The organism is Serratia sp. S4 (assembly GCF_000347995.1).
GTDB classification, from domain to species: Bacteria; Pseudomonadota; Gammaproteobacteria; order Enterobacterales; family Enterobacteriaceae; genus Serratia; species Serratia quinivorans.
In genome coordinates, this window is record NZ_KB661120.1 from 2,583,953 (window position 1) to 2,603,353 (window position 19,401).

At 52.3% G+C, this 19,401-nt stretch carries 18 protein-coding genes; 6 read left to right on the forward strand and 12 right to left on the reverse strand.

Annotated elements, in window-relative coordinates:
- Positions 1-5: 5 nt before the first annotated feature.
- The 8 genes from SERS4_RS0112895 to SERS4_RS0112930 all read right to left on the reverse strand — a co-directional run bounded on the left by SERS4_RS0112895 (position 6) and on the right by SERS4_RS0112930 (position 8,262).
- Positions 6-1,430 carry a hypothetical protein gene (locus tag SERS4_RS0112895; RefSeq protein WP_017892806.1) on the reverse strand — a complete coding sequence of 475 codons (1,425 nt, stop codon included), beginning with the start codon at positions 1,428-1,430 and terminating at the stop codon, positions 6-8.
- Entirely contained in the window at positions 1,427-3,178 is a 1,752-nt protein-coding gene (locus SERS4_RS0112900; RefSeq protein WP_017892807.1) for a hypothetical protein, read from the reverse strand. Before SERS4_RS0112900 ends, SERS4_RS0112895 begins: the two co-directional genes overlap by 4 nt.
- A 3-nt stretch (positions 3,179-3,181) precedes the next feature.
- On the reverse strand, positions 3,182-4,783 hold the full coding sequence (locus SERS4_RS0112905; protein WP_026142367.1) for a Hint domain-containing protein: 1,602 nt from the start codon (positions 4,781-4,783) through the stop codon (positions 3,182-3,184).
- Positions 4,784-4,872: 89 nt separating this feature from the next.
- The gene (locus SERS4_RS0112910) at positions 4,873-5,397 is read right to left on the reverse strand and encodes a hypothetical protein (protein WP_017892809.1); all 525 of its coding nucleotides are present in this window, start codon (positions 5,395-5,397) and stop codon (positions 4,873-4,875) included.
- 585 nt (positions 5,398-5,982) lie between these two features.
- The gene (locus SERS4_RS0112915) at positions 5,983-6,177 is read right to left on the reverse strand and encodes a ribbon-helix-helix protein, CopG family (RefSeq protein ID WP_012145111.1); all 195 of its coding nucleotides are present in this window, start codon (positions 6,175-6,177) and stop codon (positions 5,983-5,985) included.
- A gap of 56 nt (positions 6,178-6,233) precedes the next feature.
- Positions 6,234-7,022: a spermidine synthase gene (locus SERS4_RS0112920; RefSeq protein ID WP_012145112.1), complete on the reverse strand. Its 789-nt coding sequence runs from the start codon at positions 7,020-7,022 to the stop codon at positions 6,234-6,236.
- Positions 7,023-7,058: 36 nt separating this feature from the next.
- Positions 7,059-7,514 carry a 3-hydroxyacyl-ACP dehydratase FabZ gene (gene fabZ / locus SERS4_RS0112925; protein WP_012145113.1) on the reverse strand — a complete coding sequence of 152 codons (456 nt, stop codon included), beginning with the start codon at positions 7,512-7,514 and terminating at the stop codon, positions 7,059-7,061.
- A gap of 253 nt (positions 7,515-7,767) precedes the next feature.
- Positions 7,768-8,262, reverse strand: a complete 495-nt coding sequence (locus SERS4_RS0112930) for a TIGR00645 family protein (RefSeq protein WP_012145114.1) — start codon at positions 8,260-8,262, stop codon at positions 7,768-7,770.
- Positions 8,263-8,571: 309 nt separating this feature from the next.
- Between SERS4_RS0112930 and SERS4_RS0112935 the strand changes: the two genes are divergently transcribed.
- Complete coding sequence (locus SERS4_RS0112935) at positions 8,572-10,044, forward strand: serralysin family metalloprotease (RefSeq protein ID WP_017892811.1); 1,473 nt, start codon at positions 8,572-8,574, stop codon at positions 10,042-10,044.
- 39 nt (positions 10,045-10,083) lie between these two features.
- Here the strand turns inward: SERS4_RS0112935 and arsC are convergent, their stop codons facing one another.
- The 3 genes from arsC to SERS4_RS26325 are packed head-to-tail and all read right to left on the reverse strand — an operon-like array spanning position 10,084 to position 12,183.
- On the reverse strand, positions 10,084-10,515 hold the full coding sequence (gene arsC / locus SERS4_RS0112940) for a glutaredoxin-dependent arsenate reductase (RefSeq protein ID WP_017892812.1): 432 nt from the start codon (positions 10,513-10,515) through the stop codon (positions 10,084-10,086).
- 12 nt (positions 10,516-10,527) lie between these two features.
- Positions 10,528-11,817 carry an arsenic transporter gene (locus tag SERS4_RS0112945; protein ID WP_017892813.1) on the reverse strand — a complete coding sequence of 430 codons (1,290 nt, stop codon included), beginning with the start codon at positions 11,815-11,817 and terminating at the stop codon, positions 10,528-10,530.
- Positions 11,818-11,862: 45 nt separating this feature from the next.
- Positions 11,863-12,183 (reverse strand): transcriptional regulator, encoded by a 321-nt coding sequence (locus SERS4_RS26325; RefSeq protein WP_071593013.1) that lies wholly within the window; start codon positions 12,181-12,183, stop codon positions 11,863-11,865.
- Positions 12,184-12,271: 88 nt separating this feature from the next.
- Here SERS4_RS26325 and arsH point away from each other — a divergent pair, with 88 nt between their 5' ends.
- Positions 12,272-12,970: an arsenical resistance protein ArsH gene (arsH, locus tag SERS4_RS0112950; protein ID WP_017892814.1), complete on the forward strand. Its 699-nt coding sequence runs from the start codon at positions 12,272-12,274 to the stop codon at positions 12,968-12,970.
- Between the two features lie 44 nt (positions 12,971-13,014).
- Here arsH and SERS4_RS0112955 read toward each other — a convergent pair whose 3' ends face one another.
- Positions 13,015-14,973 (reverse strand): sigma-54-dependent Fis family transcriptional regulator, encoded by a 1,959-nt coding sequence (locus SERS4_RS0112955; protein ID WP_017892815.1) that lies wholly within the window; start codon positions 14,971-14,973, stop codon positions 13,015-13,017.
- Positions 14,974-15,165: 192 nt separating this feature from the next.
- Here SERS4_RS0112955 and SERS4_RS0112960 point away from each other — a divergent pair, with 192 nt between their 5' ends.
- The 4 genes from SERS4_RS0112960 to SERS4_RS0112975 all read left to right on the forward strand — a co-directional run bounded on the left by SERS4_RS0112960 (position 15,166) and on the right by SERS4_RS0112975 (position 19,373).
- Positions 15,166-16,182: a Gfo/Idh/MocA family oxidoreductase gene (locus tag SERS4_RS0112960; RefSeq protein ID WP_017892816.1), complete on the forward strand. Its 1,017-nt coding sequence runs from the start codon at positions 15,166-15,168 to the stop codon at positions 16,180-16,182.
- Positions 16,182-16,961 carry a TIM barrel protein gene (locus tag SERS4_RS0112965; protein WP_017892817.1) on the forward strand — a complete coding sequence of 260 codons (780 nt, stop codon included), beginning with the start codon at positions 16,182-16,184 and terminating at the stop codon, positions 16,959-16,961. The genes SERS4_RS0112960 and SERS4_RS0112965 overlap by 1 nt, the downstream gene beginning before the upstream one ends.
- A 93-nt stretch (positions 16,962-17,054) precedes the next feature.
- Positions 17,055-17,978 (forward strand): substrate-binding domain-containing protein, encoded by a 924-nt coding sequence (locus tag SERS4_RS0112970; protein ID WP_017892818.1) that lies wholly within the window; start codon positions 17,055-17,057, stop codon positions 17,976-17,978.
- A gap of 201 nt (positions 17,979-18,179) precedes the next feature.
- Positions 18,180-19,373, forward strand: coding sequence for an MFS transporter (locus tag SERS4_RS0112975; protein WP_017892819.1), 1,194 nt, complete (start codon positions 18,180-18,182; stop codon positions 19,371-19,373).
- The last annotated feature ends 28 nt before the right edge of the window (positions 19,374-19,401 follow it).

The following is a 19,401-nucleotide window of genomic DNA, read 5'->3' on the forward strand; positions in this document are numbered from 1 at the left end:
TTATGTCACTTGTTGTATTGCAGTTTGACGGGGCTGGCGCTGGCCTGTAGCGGGCCAGAGTCGTAGGTTTTGGGGAATATCGAGTCGAGTTTGCCTTGCCATTGGTAGTCAACGCGGCCGTTTAACCCGCTGGCATGGGCATTAATCCACCAGTTGGCCTGCCACTGCTGGGTGGCAAACGAAAAGCTGAAGTTTTGTTTTTTGGCCTGACCTGCCGGCTGATAAGTGGCGGTGCCGCTAATTGACTTAAATTTTGCCTTCAGTTGTTCGGCCTCGAACAGCAGGCTATAGAAACCCAGGTCTTGCGGGGTGAGCGCCAGGGTGTCTTGCCAGCCGAGTTGGCTTTCATAGCTGGTGTAATCGGAAAACGTCACTTTGAGGGTGATAACGCTGACCTCCTCTGTGGTTTTCAAGGTGACCGGGGGGAAGCTGGGCCACTGCATCGGCGTTTGCGACTGGGCATAACGCAGCTCGATCGACATGATGTTAAAACTCTTGGGGTTGAACCCCAGACTCACCACGCATTCGCGGTGTTTTATCGGCTTATCCGGCCGGGTAGGTTCGGGCAACGGCGTCGGCGTAAAAGTGATAATGCCGTCGGCGGGCAGTTGGCCAAGCAAGGCGGCAATATCCTGCTGCTGAACCAGCAAATAGCGCTGCGGCACGCTATTGCTGTAGCTGACGTCGTAGCTGATCTTGCTGGGGATCTCATCGATGGAATGGATGTTACGCAGCGTATTGCTGACCAGTAGCGCTGCGGTATTCACCAGTGCGTTTCTGACCAGGTCGCGGGTCTGTTGCGAAGGATCGTTATCGAACTGTTCCAGCAGGGTTATGACCCCGGCGTCGATCTGCTGATTAAGCAAAACGGCGATAACTTCCGGTTGCCGCGCCTGTTGGTTAAAGGCCAGGGTTAAAAAAGCCACCCAGTCGGTTTCCAACCTGGCTGCAACGCGGCTGCTAACGCTAAACCGACTGTGGGTCACCAGATAAACCTGGCTCTTTGCTCCGCGAATGGCGTTGTCCAGCAGACCGGCTTCGGCATGGGTCAGCGGCATTTTTGACTGTTCGAATTCGACGTTATAACTGCCGGACTCCGGCTGGTGGACAAAGCGCAGAAACAGCGACTGGCGAATGTCGCCCTGTTGCAGCACTATTTTTCCCGGAGCCGGGATGAAATGCTGGCGGATATAGGCTTCAATCGCCGCGGTATCCACCGGCAGATTGGGCGCGATAAAGGTCGCCAGACCGCCACCGGGGCTGGTCAGCAAATGCAGCGCGCTGACCTTACCCTCCAGCACCACCTGCGGAGTAAAACTGCCGTAGGTGTAGCACTCCGACGGTTGCGTCTGGTCGTGGAAAGCGAAGGCTCGGCCAAGCAGGAAAAAGTTCTGTAGCGTTTGTTGAGGGTTCAAATCTTCAGCGTTCATTTTTCACCTTTGATATCAATCGTTTGATCGCCGGTCACATATGCCGACCATTGGCCCGAAGGGGTCTGGTAGCGGAATCCGCAGGCAAAGATAGAAGTGACAGTCCACGAGTAATCGAAACAGTTTTGTTGGTGGGTGAAGGTATGCTCCGTAGTGCGGTCGGTGTTCTGGGGTTGAAAGAGCACCGTGGCTTTGAGCATTTCAGTGGGCAGAATGACGGTGATCCGCGCTCGCTGTGAGCCAAACTGCGGGAAGCTGTAAGCCCCGATGGTGGTGGGCTGGGTAATCGGCATCGGCAGCGGCACGACGCCGCTGCCGGCAAGTTGATAGGCGGTTGCTTCGGCATAGGTTTCATCACCGAGGATCGGGCAACTGAAGTAGGGTGCGGCGGCGGTTAAGGCTAAATCCTGCTGCCAGCCGGCAGAATGATAAAGCCCGCCAATTCTGCTTTCCCGGGCAAAACCCGGATCAATATTGATGGTCAGGAACTGGCAGGGTAACGCGGCGTAATCGAGCACCAGAGCCTGTTGTTCGCACGATTGTCGTTCACCGTACAGGATGCGCCAGCCACCATCCTGCGGATAATTAACCCGTATTTGGTAGAAGAAGGGTTCGGTCTCCAGTGAGCTGGTATCAAAACGGAAGGTCAACCGGCTCTGGTCGGGGCGCAGCAACTGAGTTTGGCTTTGTTCCAGCGGGTAAATATCCCCCGCCGGCACGATAAGCTGGATATCGATAGAAACATTGCTTTTCAACCCCAGCGGGAAGGCGTAGAAAACGTCTATCTCCCGTTCACCCTGTGGAATTGGCGGGGCGGTAGTGCGGTGAATAATGCTGTCGGGCGAGACCCTGGCGATTTGCTGTGCGGCGGCAAAAGGATCCAGAATAAAGCACAGCGGGCGCTGGCTCAGCACCACCGAGTCGAGTTTAAAGATCACCCGGCCGCCTTGCGCCGGTACCCGCAGGGCGATCATCGCCGTATTGCTGGATGCGGGGCCTGCGTAGGGCGAACCCAGCGAATTATAGAGCCGATCGAGCAATGTCTGGCTGAAAAGCAGATTCTCCTCGGGATGATTCTCCGGCAAGGGGGGACTGATTTGCAGCGGCAGCCGCGCGAGATTTTGGTAGATATATTGCGTCAGCAGGCCATAGTCAAAAGCGACCCGGTCATCGTCAACCAGATGCGTGCCTTTGGCCCCGTCGGCCAGCACCAGCATCAGCGCGCGGGGATCAAACTCGACGGAATACGCCATGCGCGGCGATACCCCCTCAACAAAACCGTCCAGCCGGGCATTAAAGCCGATGGTATCGTCGAGCAGGGTTTTCTCAATCAGTTGGGTGCTGGCCGAGTTCAGCAAAATAATAAACTGGATACACTGAGCCGAATACCAGGTGGCGTCATAGCTTTGTCCGCGCAGGGCACTGTGATACTCAATAGGGACGTCAAACCCCAGGCTGCCTGGTAATATGGGTAACACCTTCACCGCTTTATCCGGGTGTTGCTGCTTGAAATCCACCAGACTTTGGCCTGCGGCATACTGCAGTTCGGTAGTGAAATTCAGCCAGCCGTAGATACTGTCGGTGCTGGGGCTGCGAACAATATCCAGCGAGAAAGCCAGTGGTTCCGCGACCAGAATGCTGACGGAGTCCGGGTATAAGAAATAGCTGTCATTTTGTTGATAGGTAGCGATAAACCTAAGCCGATCGCTAATGATAATCTGCTGAAAATCCGGGTAGCCCTGATACATGAGTTATTTACCCGCCGCGTTGAGATGGTTTTGATAATCCTGGTGCCATTCTTTTGGCAGTTTGCTCAGGATATTCGCCGGGCGCTGGTAATATTCGTCCTCATAAATACGTTGCATCTGGATGTCACCGACCAATATACCGTTGGCATACAGGGTGTTGTCATCGTACAGAGTTTTGTCAACGGGCGCTTCAGCCGTCAGTTGCAGGTTATATACCTTCAGTTCTCCTTGCTGTTGCACGATGCTTATAATTTCGCATTCACCCTCCAGGGTGATTAATTTTGATGAGTGATTCAATTCGCGAGCAATCACCACGCCGGCCGAGGTAATAAAAGGGTGGCCAAGACTGCTGGTGATGGTTCTTATTTTACCTTTGCTGTTATTGGTGGTTATTTCGATGGAATTGCGCTCCTGGCCATTAGTGATAGCTTCAATTTTGAGCGGAGTATTGTTTCTCGATAATACGTACTCACCGATAGCCAGGTCGGAAATTGATTTTTCACCACCATCCGGCATCAGAATTTTTGTGTTCTCAGCCAGGCAGCCATAAACAATACGCATGGGTTTTAATAGTTCTGTATTTAAAAAACGCTGATCTGGCTCAAGGCTTTTAGGTGCGTTGGTGATAAAGGTCGCAATGCTTTTTCCATCGACATTGAGAATAACTTTGAATACATAATAAATCCACTCGCCGGAGTCAAAGTCAACCTGATTGAACCTTAGCCAATCCAGATCCCAGGAAATATTGTCACCAATAATTCTGGTGTTGGCAGAATTGAAAATATTGTAGTTACCGAAAGGGGTGACAGGATCGCCGCCGGCACGAGTACGTATCAAATAAATGGTATTGCTGGCTTTAACAGGCTGACCACCGTTGAGCTCAATTTGCCCCAGGTAGGTAATATTGCCTTTAATTGGCACCCTGACCGAACCGTCATAATTATTGCGGTAATCACAGTCGGCCTCATCGCGGGTCAGGCAGATCTTGATTTCATTTGGATTAATAAGACTCCGCGGTGACTCATTATAGATATTTTTTGGATAACTCTGGCTGGTAATGATCTCTGCCCCGTACACCGTCTGGTTACCGATAGTCTGTGCAAAGGTATAAATCACCGTGACCGGATAATCCGCAGCAATCTGGCTACCCGGATAAACCCCGTCGGCACTCAGGGCGCAGTCTGCGGCGTAGACATAGGCCTGGTTGTAGTTAACCGGCCCTACATTGCCGGCTTCGCCGTCAAACAGCCCAAGGGTCTGCGTTACATTAGTCGCCGAGACAGGCAGGGAACCTATGGCATTGGCACGATAATTTCGACCGTCGGTAGAGTCCAGCCGGACAATGCTGTATACCGGTTGAGCAGAGCCATTACCGGCATCGCTCAACCGGCCGGCACTGAGTTTAAGCCGTTTTGCCTGTTGCCAGCATTGAGTAAACTGCGGAGTATTACCCGGGGTAAGACCGGCAAGTTTTAATTGAATATCGTAAAAACTGACCAGCAAGGGATCGCCGGGTTCAATAATAAACAGGCCGGCATTGCTATATTTGCTGATGACATTTTTAACAATAGTCTTCTCATCTGACGTATAACCTTGAGTGATCATAATATCAGTACCCAATAAGTTTCAGACATAAGCGTGCACAAGCGATGGTGGCAATGAACCAAACCATAGCTGATTAAAGGGTTAATTATTTATTTACAGGTTTCTTTGCAATAAGCGTAAATGGCGCTCAGAGTGTCGGAGCCAAGATATTCTTCGAATTCACCATCGGTAGGAATGATTTTCGGATCTTCCGTCATGGCATACAGTTCCTGAGCAAACATGTCTTTAGTGGCAGAAGGTTTGCTTTTAAAATAGGCTTTTAGTTTACCTTTGCTGACTTTACGTATCCAGGCGAATTCGCCACCAAGCTTCACTGTTCCGTTGAAGGTAAATACCTTGCTGGTATAGAAAGTAATATCATTGGGGAAAACTTTATAGCGAACTACTTGTTCAACTTCGATATTGTGCAGGGTCTCTTCCCAGGTTTCTCTTTTAATTACGTTTAAGGCAAAGTTCTTGCCATCGACCGGGCCGTCTTTTGCATCAGCAGTTCCGCCAAATAACATCGGACAACCTCTGGCAAAACCTTCATTTTTCAAACCTAATAGAATAAAGTCATCATTCCCAACAGCAGCCGGATTGCTGTCAAGAATGACGTATTTTTTAATGGGCATGATCTGATCCTTATACATTTGTGAGTATAAAAATAGAATTTACTTTTCGGGTCGGGAGCGATGAATTACTCAACTTCAACAATAGCAATGGCGACTAAAAAATCAACTGACACTTAAAAATAAATGAAGTATTTTTTTGTTGCGATCGAGATAATCAAGCAAATCACGGCGTTAACAAAACCATGGAAAAATTATTTAAAGAATAAAATAAACAACAGCCAATTGTATTTATTTTGTTAATGGAACTTATAAAACAAAACAAATCAATGAATTGCACATAGAGGTTATGTGGGTTAGGAAGGTATTGTTAAAATAGGTCATATCATTAGCTGTGAAATTAGTTTCACAGTAGGAATTTCTTTAATCATAAAGGTTGTGAATAACTAATTAAACAGTTGAAATAGTCATCATAATAGTTAGGTAATGATATTTATACCTTGCTAATGATATGAAGGGGCGCTGATTTGCCAAAGTGCTCGCCAGATGGGTGCCGGTGAACACTCCAAAATCGTTGCCATCAGGTATCACTCATGCCTGGCATTAGTGAAGCGATTACAGATGGCGCGAGTCTTGCGCCATCTGACTTCAGGCATTATCCACACGCGGATTGGAATGCGTCGGCTGGCTCGGATATTCCACCTGGTGTTTGTGCAGATAGTCACGTATCAGTTGGCGGATCACCTGGGAGGGGGTGACGTCCTGTTGCAAACACAGCTCTTCCAACGCTTTTTTCTTGTCAGGATCAATGAGTACGGTCAGGCGCGCCGTTTTCTTTTCCATGATGGTGACTCCAGAGAATAATAATCAAATGATAATAGTGAAATGACCATGCCGACTTAGCTAAAGTGCAAGCGTTCAATCTTGCGTGACAGGTAGCCGAGGTCACAGTTAAAACTCGGCCCGACTTCGGCACTAAGACGACGCAGCAGATTTAGCGGCGTCTCGATTTCAGCTAATGCGGCATAGATAATCACGTTGCCGCTGGGGGCAACACAATACAACACGCTGTTAAACACCCGGTGCAAACTGTGGTACAGCAGTGAATCTTCATCGGGCACTTCATGGTAGTTCAGCACCAACCAACCTTGTGGTGAAAGCCGTCCGGCACACCGCTGAAGAAAGCTTTGCGTACCCTGTTGCGGATCCATGCTGAAGGCGCTGTAGAGATCGGAAAAAATCAGATCATACTGCCGGGTTATGGGGGCACGTAAAAAGTCGCCCGCGTCAGCAACGCGCAAGATAACCGTATCGTCGCTGGGCAAGGTGAAATAACTTTGCGCAACAGAGACCACCGCTTCGCGCAGTTCCACCACTTCCAGCAGCATATTGGGGTCATAGGCATGTAATGCCCGTACCAGACCGCCGCCGCCCAATCCCAGGATCAGCACCGCCGAAGGCGGCTGCCAGGCCACGGCCATCAGCATGGTTTTGATGTAGTTGTGAACCGGAACCTGTGGCGCATCGATGCACATTTTGCTTTGTTCGCAAATACCGTCAAAACGCAGGGTTCGGTAGCCCTTGTGGTCAGAGACAATAATTTCACCGCAGTGGTCTTGCTCGCGAGCAATCACCTGACCGCGAGGAGAAAAATCCAGGCTATTGAGCAATTTATCAACCATAGACATAGTTATTTCTTTAAGCCTCCATCAAAAACGGCGGTTCTACTTACGAGCGCACATAAACTCGGCGGTACAGATGCGGCGGCCATTTACCGTAGCACGACCGGTAAAGCGGGCAAGGCCGGAGCGCTGTCGGACAAAGGCGACATCCATGCGAAGCTGATCGCCAGGCCGGGCCGAGCGATAGAAGCGAGCGTGATGAATGGCGGCAAAATAGTAATGTTCGCCGGGTAATAGCGGGCTGAGAAAGTAATGCGCCAACAAGCCGGTGGTTTGTGCCAGTGCCTCCACCATTAATATGCCGGGAAACACCGTGGTCTGGTGGTGGCCAGTCCAGAAGGTCGGTTCGTTGGCAGTGATATTTTTGATGGCACTTAAGCGGCCTTCGGCAACGGAGGTGCCGTCAGGCAGAATGCGGTCAACCAGCAGACAGGGGAAGCGGTGCGGCAGGATAGATTGAACATCCTGAAACTGTAGTGGTTTACCATTGAGCGGCATGATTGATTAGGGTCCTGTCAGCGGGACAAAGCTCAGCTTGTGCCGGCATCTGTGCCTGTCGAAGTGTAATAACATTATAATGTTATTATCATTGGATGCATCAAGTGAAATTGTGCAGATGAGTGGATAAAAATCAAATGGTGACGGCGTCACTAAAAGAAGAGGTTTAAAATTCGACTCAATTCATTGATTAATAGCAGGTTTAAACGGGGGAGTGGTTAGCCGTCAGCAGAGGGTGACGGCTAACGGAGGATCATTTTTTATCGCGTGTCAGTTTATCGAGGTAGCCCATCACAAAGGCGGAGAGCACAAAGGTGAGGTGGATGATCACATACCACATCAGCTTATTGTCCGGCACGTTTTTGGCATCCATAAACACCCGCAGCAGATGGATGGAAGAGATGGCGACAATTGACGCGGCCACTTTGCTCTTCAACGATGTGGAGTCCATTTTGCCCAACCAGCTCAACTTTTCTTTGTCGTCGCTGATATCCAGTTGCGAAACAAAGTTCTCGTAGCCAGAGAACATCACCATTACCAGAAGTCCGCCTACCAGCGCCATATCGATCAACGACAGCAGCGTCAGAACCAAATCCGCCTCGGCTATGGCGAAAATGTTAGGCAGAACATGGATGATCTCCTGGAAGAATTTTATCGACAGCGCCAGCAAGGCCAGCGACAGGCCGAAGTAAACCGGGGCAAGTAGCCAGCGAGAGGCGTACATGGCATTTTCTAGAAAGCGTTCCATAGTCAACTGAGTTCGTTACAAAAAGTGGGCCACAGTATAGCGCAACCGGCACGGAAAATGGCAAGTGGACTTGGCTCGATTGAGGGGAGCAGCCCTGGATTATCACTGGTCGGTGTCATTGGGTTGTTCACCCTGATAATTAGATATTTGAAAGATGATTACTCCGCCATAAATTATTTTGTCAAAATATATTGAGGTATCTGGAAATCATACTAGCATTTAAATGCTGCGATATGATGTTGCGGTAATTCTATATATCGAAATTTTATTTCTATATAACGGAAATGAATTAACCTACTGGAGATGGATATGGACAATTCCCTAAATGGAAAGACCAGCGGTTGGGATGATGTTAATGATTTGCTGAATTATCATAATAGAGGAAATGGTTTAACCCTCAATAATAAGCCTTCTTTTGGTGTGGAAGAGGCTGGCAAGCAAATAGCGCGTAGTGAGCAGACCTGGAATGGCGTTCATGTCACCGGCAAAGGTGCTACCGTCACTTATTCGTTCCCTGACTGGGATTATAATCAGAGTAATTTAAACTTCCGATTTGGCTCCAATAATCAAGATACCGGCCTTAGCGCCTTTACCGCAGAGCAAAAGGCCCAGGCCAAGCTTTCGCTGCAATCCTGGGCTGATGTAGCTAACCTTACGTTTGTTGAAGTTGCCCCGGATCAAAAGTCCAATATTACCTTCGGAAATTATGAGGGTTCCGGCCAGGCTTATGCAATTAAGCCATTCAGCGGGGCGGGTAACGACTATCGAGGGCATAATACCGATGGTCAAAGCTGGTTCAACATCAATTACGATTACGCGGATCCCCGGGATGGGGTTTACGCCAATCTGCACCCGGAGTTGGGTAACTATGGCCGTTTGAGCATCACCCATGAACTGGGGCATACGTTGGGACTGGATCATCCAGGAAAATATAATGCTGATGCAAACAATCCACCCAACTACAGCATGGCGAATTACGCCGAGGATACGCGCCAATTCAGCGTAATGAGCTATTGGGATGAATCCCTTACCGGTGGTGATAACGGCGGTCATTTTGCCGCCGCACCGCTGGTTGACGATATTGCCGCTATTCAATATCTCTATGGCGCCAATACCACTACGCGCACCGGGGATACGGTGTACGGGTTCAATTCTAATACCGGGCGGGATTTCTACACGCTGACGGACAGTAACCAGAAGCTGGTGTTCTCTGTCTGGGATGCCGGCGGCAATGATACGCTTGATTTCTCGGGCTATACGCAAAACCAACGCATCAATCTGACGGAAGGCTCTTTCTCTGACGTCGGCGGGTTGAAGGGCAACGTTTCCATCGCCGTTGGTGCTGTGATTGAAAATGCCATTGGTGGTTCAGGTAATGATGTGATTGTCGGCAATGATGTGGCCAATATTATCCATGGTGGTGCGGGTAATGACGTTATCTACGGTGGCGGCGGGCAGGATCAGTTATTCGGTGGCAGCGGTAAAGATATCTTTGTCTTCTCTGCGGTGAGTGATTCGTCGTTCAAATCACCGGATAAAATCCTGGACTTTGAAACCGGCATCGACAAAATCGATCTGTCCTTCTTTAATCATGGCGACAATGGCGCAGGCTTTATTCATTTCGTCGACTCGTTTAGCGGGCAGGCGGGGGAGGCATTGCTAACCTATGACTCACAAAGTAATTTAAGTGAGTTGGCGCTAAATATAAATGGCCAGGCGGCTCCGGATTTTCTGGTTAATATTGTCGGGCAAGCAAATACTGCCACTGACTTTATTGTTTAAATCAGTCACGGTGGGTTATACCCACCGTTTTTAAAGTTTTTACTCCGGCTTGATTCTATCGCCTGCGTGGTCGGTTACCTTTTCACCGTCTTCTTTGGTGAATGCGGTTTGTTGCGGATCTGGAAGGATCTCCAACACCACTTCGGAAGGGCGACACAATCGGGTTCCCATGGGGGTGACGACGATGGGGCGGTTGATCAGGATCGGATACTGAAGCATAAATTCAATCAGCTGCTCGTCAGTCAATACTCCATTATCCAGGCCAAGCTGCTCATAGGGTTCAACGTTTTTGCGCAGCAACGCACGGACGCTAATTCCCATATCCGCAATAAGGTGAACCAGTTCATCATGCGATGGTGGTGTGTCGAGATAATAAATAATCGTCGGTTCGTTACCGCTGTTGCGGATCATCTCCAGCGTGTTACGTGAGGTGCCACAGGCCGGGTTGTGATAGATGACAATGTTGCTCATATCAGTATCTCATTAGAAAGTAACGGAGAGCCGCAACGCCAGCGCGGCCAGAGTGACAAACAGAACGGGCAGGGTCATGACGATGCCGGTACGGAAGTAATATCCCCAGGTAATCGTCATATTTTTTTGTGAAAGCACATGGAGCCACAAAAGTGTGGCGAGGCTGCCAATAGGCGTGATTTTTGGACCTAAATCGCAGCCTATGATGTTGGCATAAACCATCGCCTCTTTGATGACACCGGAGGCCGTGCTGCCGTCAATCGACAATGCGCCAATCAGTACGGTAGGCATATTATTCATGACCGACGACAACAATGCCGTCAGGAAGCCGGTGCCCAATGTTGCAGCCCATAGTCCTTTATCTGCCAGTATATTGAGAACACCGGAAAGGTAATCTGTCAGCCCAGCATTCCGCAGTCCGTAGACCACCAGGTACATCCCCAGCGAGAAGACAACGATCTGCCAGGGTGCCCCTCGCAACACTTTCCCGGTATTAATGGCATGGCCTCTTTTTGCTACGGCAAACAGGACGACAGCGCCAGCAGCGGCAATGGCACTGACGGGGAGCCCTAACGGTTCAAGAACGAAAAAACCCACCAGCAGCAGCACAAGGACAATCCAGCCGGCTTTAAACGTTGCCGGATCTTTAATGGCGCTGGCAGGTGTTTTCAATAGCGCTACGTCGTAGGTCGCCGGGATGTCCTTGCGGAAAAACAGGTGCAGCATGACCAGCGTAGCGGCTATAGCGGCAATATCCACCGGGATCATCACCGATGCGTATTGCGTAAAACCGAGCTGGAAAAAGTCAGCAGAGACAATATTCACCAGGTTTGAAACGATAAGCGGCAAACTGGCCGTATCCGCGATAAATCCGGCTGCCATCACGAAGGCCAGCGTTGTTCCTTGGCTGAAACCCAGCGCGAGCAACATGGCAATGACGATTGGCGTCAGGATAAGCGCGGCGCCATCGTTGGCGAACAAGGCGGCGACCGTCGCACCCAGCAATATAATCCAGGTGAAAAGTAAACGTCCTCGTCCCTTGCCCCAGCGGGAAACATGCAGTGCGGCCCATTCAAAGAAGCCCGACTCGTCGAGCAGCAGGCTGATGATGATCACCGCGATAAAGGTTGCCGTGGCATTCCAGACGATATTCCAGACGACAGGAATGTCATCAAGCTGGATAACACCACAGACCAATGCCAGCACGGCACCCAGACTCGCACTCCAGCCAATGCTGAGTCCTCTGGGCTGCCAGATGACCAGAATCAGCGTCAGTAAAAAGAGACTCCCTGCCAGTAACATATCAGACTCCGTTATATATGATTAAAGCAATGTGTAACCTATGGCTTAACAGGAGGATGTCGCTGATTGTGCCAGCCATCTGCGAACATCTTCACGCAGGCACTGCCAGGATGCCGTGATGGTCTCTGCCGCCCAGGCAGGGATATGTGGCGAGAGTCGATAGTGGATCCATTTCCCCTCACGACGATCAATGACCAGCCCTGCATTGCGTAGTATCGCCATGTGGCGGGATATTTTAGGCTGTGACTCCGAAGTGGCCCCGCAGATATCACAAACGCATAACTCCCCCGACTCTCTGAGAAGCATAATGATGGCCAGTCGAGTTTCATCCGACAAAATTTTGAAAAGCTGAACGGGTTGTAGCATTTTGAACCTCAATGCGCTTAAACTACATATATGATAATTCATATGTGTAGGCTTTTGAATCACCGAGTGCAAAATGAGGAACAAAAAAGTGGAGAAATTTCCAGCCCTGAACGCTGAGTGCTTTGATAATAAAATTGCCGAGCGTCTGCCTCTGCAAGAGCCACCGCGTATCCTGATCCTGTATGGTTCGGTAAGAGAACGCTCATACAGCCGCTTTGCTGCTGAGGAAGCGGGTCGCCTGCTGAGCGCGTTGGGGGCTGAAGTCAAAACCTTTAATCCATCGGGTTTGCCGCTGCCTGACGATGCGCCAGAAACACATCCGAAAGTCGCTGAGCTGCGCGAACTGGTCAGGTGGTGTGATGGTATGGTCTGGAGTTCTCCAGAGAGACATGGTGCGATGAGTTCAGTGATGAAGGCCCAAATTGACTGGATCCCGTTAAGCGAAGGCGCTGTTCGTCCATCCCAGGGGAAAACATTGGCAGTGATGCAGGTCTGTGGTGGTTCGCAGTCATTCAACGCCGTGAATCAGATGCGCATTCTTGGCCGATGGATGCGGATGTTCACTATTCCCAACCAATCCTCAGTGGCGAAAGCCTGGCAGGAGTTTGATGATAACGGACGGATGAAACCCTCGTCCTGGTACGATCGCATCGTCGATGTCACCGAGGAGTTGTTCAAAATAACCCTGCTGCTGAAGGGACAGACTGACTATCTTGCAGACAGATACAGCGAGCGGAAGGAAAGCCATCAGGAGTTGTCCGCACGCGTTAATCAGAAAAAAATATAACCGGGTCTGTTGCCTGAGCGCAAAATTGCCTATCTCCAGAGCGCTCAGGGGCGCAAAAGCGTCAAATCGATCTGCCACTTATTGATTTTGTTGTACAGCGTGGTGCGCGACAGCCCGAGCGTCTGGGCGGCCTGCCTCAAATTGCCGCCGTTGGCTGCAATGACCTGAATGATATGTATACGCTCATGGTCTTCCAGCCGGCTGGAGGGGAGCGGGGCCGGTTCAGGCGCAATGCGGCGGATATCCTCGGGCAGGTCGTCAACGTCGATCAGTAATCCTTCACACAGGTTTACCATCCGCTCCACCAGGTTTTCCAGTTCGCGCACGTTGCCCGGCCAATGCCAGGCGTTGAGGCAGGCCATCGCCGTTGGTGAAACCTGCGGTGGGATTTTTTTCATCCGCGCACTAAGTTTGTGAATAAAGCCGTTAACCAGACCGGCGATGTCGTCCCGGCGTTCGCGCAGCGGCGGAACCGGGATAGAGAGCACGTTCAAACGGTAATAGAGATCGCGACGAAAGGCGCCTGTTTCCACCGCCTGCACCAGGTCGCAATGGGTGGCGGCAATGATGCGCACATTCACTTTTACCGGCTGCGCCGCACCAATGCGCAACACTTCGCTTTCCTGCAGCACGCGCAGCAGGCTGGTTTGGGCTTCCAGCGGCATTTCACCAATTTCATCAAGCAACAGGGTGCCCCCGTCCGCCAGTTCGAACTTGCCGGCGGCTCCCCCTCGGCGCGAACCGGTAAAGGCACCGTCCACATAACCAAACAGCTCGCTCTGCACCAAATCACGCGGTAAGGCACCGCAGTTGACGGCGACAAAGGGTTCGTTGCAACGTCCGCCAGCATTGTGGATTGCCTGGGCAAACAGCTCCTTGCCGGTGCCGCTTTCGCCGGTCAACAATACCGTGCTGTCACTGCGACTGCAGGTGCGCGCCTGCATGATCGCCTCGCGCATACGGCTGGAGTGGCCATATATCATCTCAAAGGTATAGCTGGCGCTAACCCCCATTACGCGGCGGGTAATGGCACGGATGCGCTGATTCTCACGCACTGAAAGCACCCGACCGTCATCCGGCGCGGGCATCAATGAAATGACGCAGGAGAGGGCCGGTTTACCGGCTGGCATAAACACCATTTCACGATCGTTACAAAATGGCATGGTCAGCAGCGAGCCGGACTGCGGGCGCAGCAGCTCATCGATTGATTTGTTGCCCGGCTCCAGACCGTCAAAAATCTGGCGCGCATAGCGATTAACGGTTTTCAGGCGGCCCTGGCGATCGCAAACCATCACGCCTTCATTCAGGGTTTCCAGAATGGACTGCTGTTCTGCCAGGAGTTGCTGCAGCTTGAGCTGTTGACCGACGGCCTCCGCCGCTGCCTGCACGGTGCCCAGCGTGTGGGCATTGAAATTATCCGGCGTAGCGGTGAGGGTCAGCACGCCAATCATCGCTCCCTCGGCGTTACGTACCGGTGCGGCGGCGCACTGGCGATGACGTTGGCGCAGCCCCATCTTCCAGTTTTCGCCGCTTAACACATACACCAGTCGCTGTTCCAGCAGGCAGCGTGCGGTGCAATTGGTGCCCTGAACCTCTTCACGCAGAATACTGCCGACCGGCGTCATGTCCGCACCGCAATAGTGAAGGGTAACGCCGTGGGCATCGGTCAGATTGATATGGCCGTCGGGATTGTAGGCCAACAGATTTTCCATGATGCTGCGCGCCACGCTAATCAGCCCGGCGTTGTGCAACAGGATGGCCTGTAGTTGTTCTGCCGGGGGAGCGTGATAGACAAACTCATTAGGATCAATACCGTACTCACGCGAGCGCCGCCAGGATTGCAGGATTGACTTGCGTATCCAGCCCGGCTGACTCCCTTCGTTAAATGCCTGCCAGCCTTGCCAAAACAGACTGTCCCATTCACCGGCCTCCGGCCCTTCCGGCAGGCTGAAGATCGGATCGCTCTCATCTTTGATTGGCAGCAGGTCTGCGGCGGTAGGCATCGGCAACTCCATTTTGGAATGTAATGTCCATTTTATTGGCATGTGAAATTTACATGTCAACTTAGTTGTCACTTTGTTATGGCTATCTGTGCAACGCCTCACAAATTCCCCGCGTTTTAAGCTGGCATCCCCTTTGCAATACCCTCAGTGAACTTGTTGCCCGCAAGGGCGTTACCCACATGAGGAATCACGATGAGCCATTTACCCCCAACCCTGCGTGTTGGTCTGATTGGTGCCGGACGAATGGGCAGTTTCCATGCAGAGTCTCTGGCGCGGCGTGTGCCGGGCGCGGTACTGGCCGCGGTGGCCGATCCGTTACCAGGGGCCGCGCAGCGGCTGGCGGAACGTCTGGGCGTCAAGGCCCATAGCGATCTGCAGGCGATGCTGGATGACCCGGCCATTGATGCCGTAGTCATCGCTTCTCCGGCGCGCACCCATGCGCAGTGGGTGATAGCGGCAGCCGGGGCGGGTAAACACGTCTTCTGTGAAAAACCGATGGCCGTCACGCTGGAGGAGGCAGACTGCGCCATCGCCGCCGCCAATCAGGCGGGTGTGGTGCTACAGGTGGGGTTTAACCGCCGTTTTGTCAGCGGTTTCGCAGCGGCCATTGCCGCCGTCAAGTCGGGCGAAAATGGCACCACCCAGTTGTCCCGCTCGGTCACCCGTGACCCACAGTTGCGCGATCCGGCGCCGATCCCGGCGTGGACCATCTTTCTGGAAACCCTGATCCATGATTTTGACACCTTGCTGCACTTCAACCCCGGAGCCAGGCCGGTAGAGATTTACGCCCTGGCGGATGCGCTGGTGCGTCCGGACTTCAAGGACAAGGGGTTGCTGGATACCGCAGTAGTCACTATTCGCTTTGATAACGGCGCCATCGCGACGGCCGAGGCTAATTTCCAGGCGGTCTACGGCTATGACGTACGCGGTGAAGTGTTTGGCAGTAAAGGCATGTTGCAGGCGGGCAATATCAATTTGAATAACTGCGTGCGTTATCACGCCGGGGGTATCGCCATTGAGACTTCGCGCCAGGATACCGATCTGCTGCATGACGCCTATGTGGCGGAGCTGACCGAATTCGCCCAATGCATTCAGCAAGGACAAAAGCCTCGGGCGACGGGGCAGGATGCGCGCAATGCCCTGGAAATCGCACTGGCCTGTATTTCGTCGGTACAGCAGGGCAAACCGATCAGGTTGGGGGAGCAATAATGGCGAGTTTTCAACTGTCCGTTTGCGCCGAAATGGTGTTTCTCGACCTGCCGTTTGCAGAACGTGTAGCGCGTATTGATGCGCTGGGTTTCGGCGTCGAAATCTGGAACTGGGCCAATAAAGACCTTGATGCTTTGGTGGCTACCGGAGCGCGCTTGACTTCGATGACCGGCTATCTCAGCGGCAATCTGACCGACGATGTGGAGATCGCTCAACTGTTGCAAAGCGCCGAACAGTCGCTGGCGGTGGCGCAACGCTTGAGCTGCCCGAGCCTGAATCTGCACGGTACCGGCCTGGACTCGCAAGGGCTGCCGGTGAAACCGGTGGCGGTGGTGACGGGCGCAATGTGGCTGAAGGCGGCCAATACGCTGACCCGGCTGGCAGAAATGGCAGAGCGCGTGGGGAAGGTTTTCACGCTGGAAAACCTCAACCTGCCGCTGGATCACCCGGGTACGCCTTTTGCCAAAGCCGACGACACTTTGGCTTTGGTGGAGGCGGTTAATCGACCGGGGTTGAAGATGAACCTCGATCTTTACCATGCGCAAATTGGCGAGGGCAACCTGATTGAGCTGATGCGCCGCTGCGGCCCGGCAATCGGTGAAATTCAGGTGGCGGACGTGCCGGGGCGAAAACAACCCGGTACCGGCGAAATCAACTACCGCGCCATTGCCCGCGCGTTGGACGAAATGGGCTATCAGGGAGTGGTGGCGATGGAAGGCTGGGCATCCGGTGACAGCACCGAGGCGCTGCACCAGTTCCGCGACCATTTCACCCTATAAACCACAACAAACCGGGTATTGGCCTGTTGCCCGGAATAATTAGTGATGCGTTGATTTTAATAATAAATAAACCTCAACCTACGGGATATCACCATGAAAACCAAAACCTTGTTATTGATACTGCTGAGCCTGGTCATGGCCTTCAGCGCCCAGGCGAAAACCTATAAGGTCGGCGTAGCACTGGCCAATTTCGATCTTAACTTTGTCTCTATTTTGCGCTCGCAGATGGTCAGTGAGCTAAAGCTGTTGAATATGGACGGGCAGTTTGTCGATGCCAAAGGGGACGTAGCGCTGCAGGTGCAGCAGGTGGATGACTTTATCAACCTTGGGGTGGACGCGATTATCCTCAATCCGGTTGATACCCAGGGCGTGAAGCCGATGATGGATGCGGCCGAACGCGCCAACATTCCACTGATTTTCGTCAACCGCAAGCCAGAGGTGAAACTGGGCAAGGCGATGGCCTATGTTGGGTCCGACTCGGCGGCGGGCGGTGAAATGCAGATGGAAGCCCTGGCGAAACAGATGAACTATCGCGGCAACGTGGCGATCCTGATGGGAGCGCTGTCCAACGAAGAGGCTCGCGAACGCACGCGGGCGGTGGAAGCGGTGATCGCCAAGTATAAAGACATGAAGGTGCTGGAGAAACAGACTGCCAAATGGCAGCGCAATGAGGCGGTGGATGTGGTGTCCGGCTGGTTGCTGAACGGCCGCCCGATTGACGCTATCGCCGCCAACAATGACGAAATGGCGATTGGTGCCATCATGGCGTTGAACCAGGCCAAAAATAAAAACATTCTGGTGGCGGGAATTGACGGCACGCCGGACGGTCAGCAGTTTGTCAAAAATGGCGGTATGACCCTGACCATCTTCCAGGACGCCAAGGGGCAGGCCACCGGGGCGGTGCAGGTGACCAAAGCGCTGCTGGAAAAGCAAAAAACCGAGCCGTACAACTGGGTGCCTTATAAAGTTATCACCCGGGATAATCTGGCCGAGTTTATGGCGGCTAACTCGAAATAAGCGAAGAAATCCTGGCGGCCGGTAGAGTGAATAAGCGTTGCTTTCTCATTTATCGGCCGTTACGTCATTGTCAAAATAATGCCCCGTCATCTTTCCGCGTGAACTTGATTGATAATTATTTTCTTTTGCATCTTATCAATGACCTAAACGACTGCTTTAATAATGGACTGAATTCAGGTTCGTGGTTGACGGAGTAACACGATGTTCTCACGCTTTTCAACGTTAAGCCGCATCCCCAAGGGGGTTTGGGTACTGGGTGGCGTCAGTTTGTTAATGGATGTCTCTTCGGAAATGATCCACAGTTTGCTGCCTTTGTTTATGGTGACCACCCTGGGGGTCAGTGTGGTGGTGATTGGCTTGATTGAAGGGCTGGCCGAAGCCACCGCGCTAATCATCAAGGTATTTTCTGGCGTACTCAGTGACTATCTCGGCAAGCGGAAAGGGCTGGCGCTGTTAGGGTATGGGTTGGGTGCCGTCAGCAAGCCTTTATTTGCTGTTGCCGGTTCATCCGGCGTCATTCTTGGTGCCCGTCTGTTAGACCGGGTGGGCAAGGGGATCCGTGGTGCGCCCCGCGATGCTCTGGTGGCTGATGTTACCCCTGCGGAGATCCGCGGTGCCGCTTTTGGGTTACGGCAATCGCTGGATACCATAGGGGCTTTTTTGGGGCCGCTATTGGCCGTCGGGTTAATGTTGCTGTGGCACGATGACTTCAGGGCCATTTTTTGGATAGCGGTGATCCCGGGAGTCTTAGCCATCGCGCTGTTGTTTTTTGGCCTTCAGGAGCCTAAATCACCGATTGAACATAAACGCACCAATCCTATTAAGCGTGAAAACCTGCGGCGGCTGGGGCAAGCCTATTGGTGGGTGGTCGGTCTGGGGGCGGTATTTACGCTGGCCCGATTCAGTGAAGCATTTCTGGTATTGCGTGCGCAGCAAATGGATATTCCACTGGCCTTAATCCCTCTGGTGATGGTGGCGATGAATGTACTCTATGCGTTATCCGCCTATCCCTTTGGCAAACTTTCTGATCGTATGAGCCACAGCAACATGCTGCAAGCCGGTTTAGTGGTGTTGATTGTGGCGGATATCGTATTGGCCGTCAGTCACCATTGGATAGGTCTCCTGATCGGTGTGGCGTTGTGGGGTGTGCATATGGGGATGACTCAGGGCCTGCTGGCCGCCATGATCGCTAATACTGCCCCAGCCGACCTGCGCGGAACAGCTTACGGGATGTTCAACCTGATGAGTGGAGTGGCGCTGCTGTTGGCGAGTCTGGGGGCGGGTGTACTGTGGCAAACCTGGGGCGCAGCCTCGACCTTTTACTTCGGTGCCGCCATCTGTGTGATCACCCTGGTGGGCATGCGTCTGGCTCCTGTGGTGTACAAGAGCGCCTGACAGCAGAATAGGTCGTCGCTGAGATAAT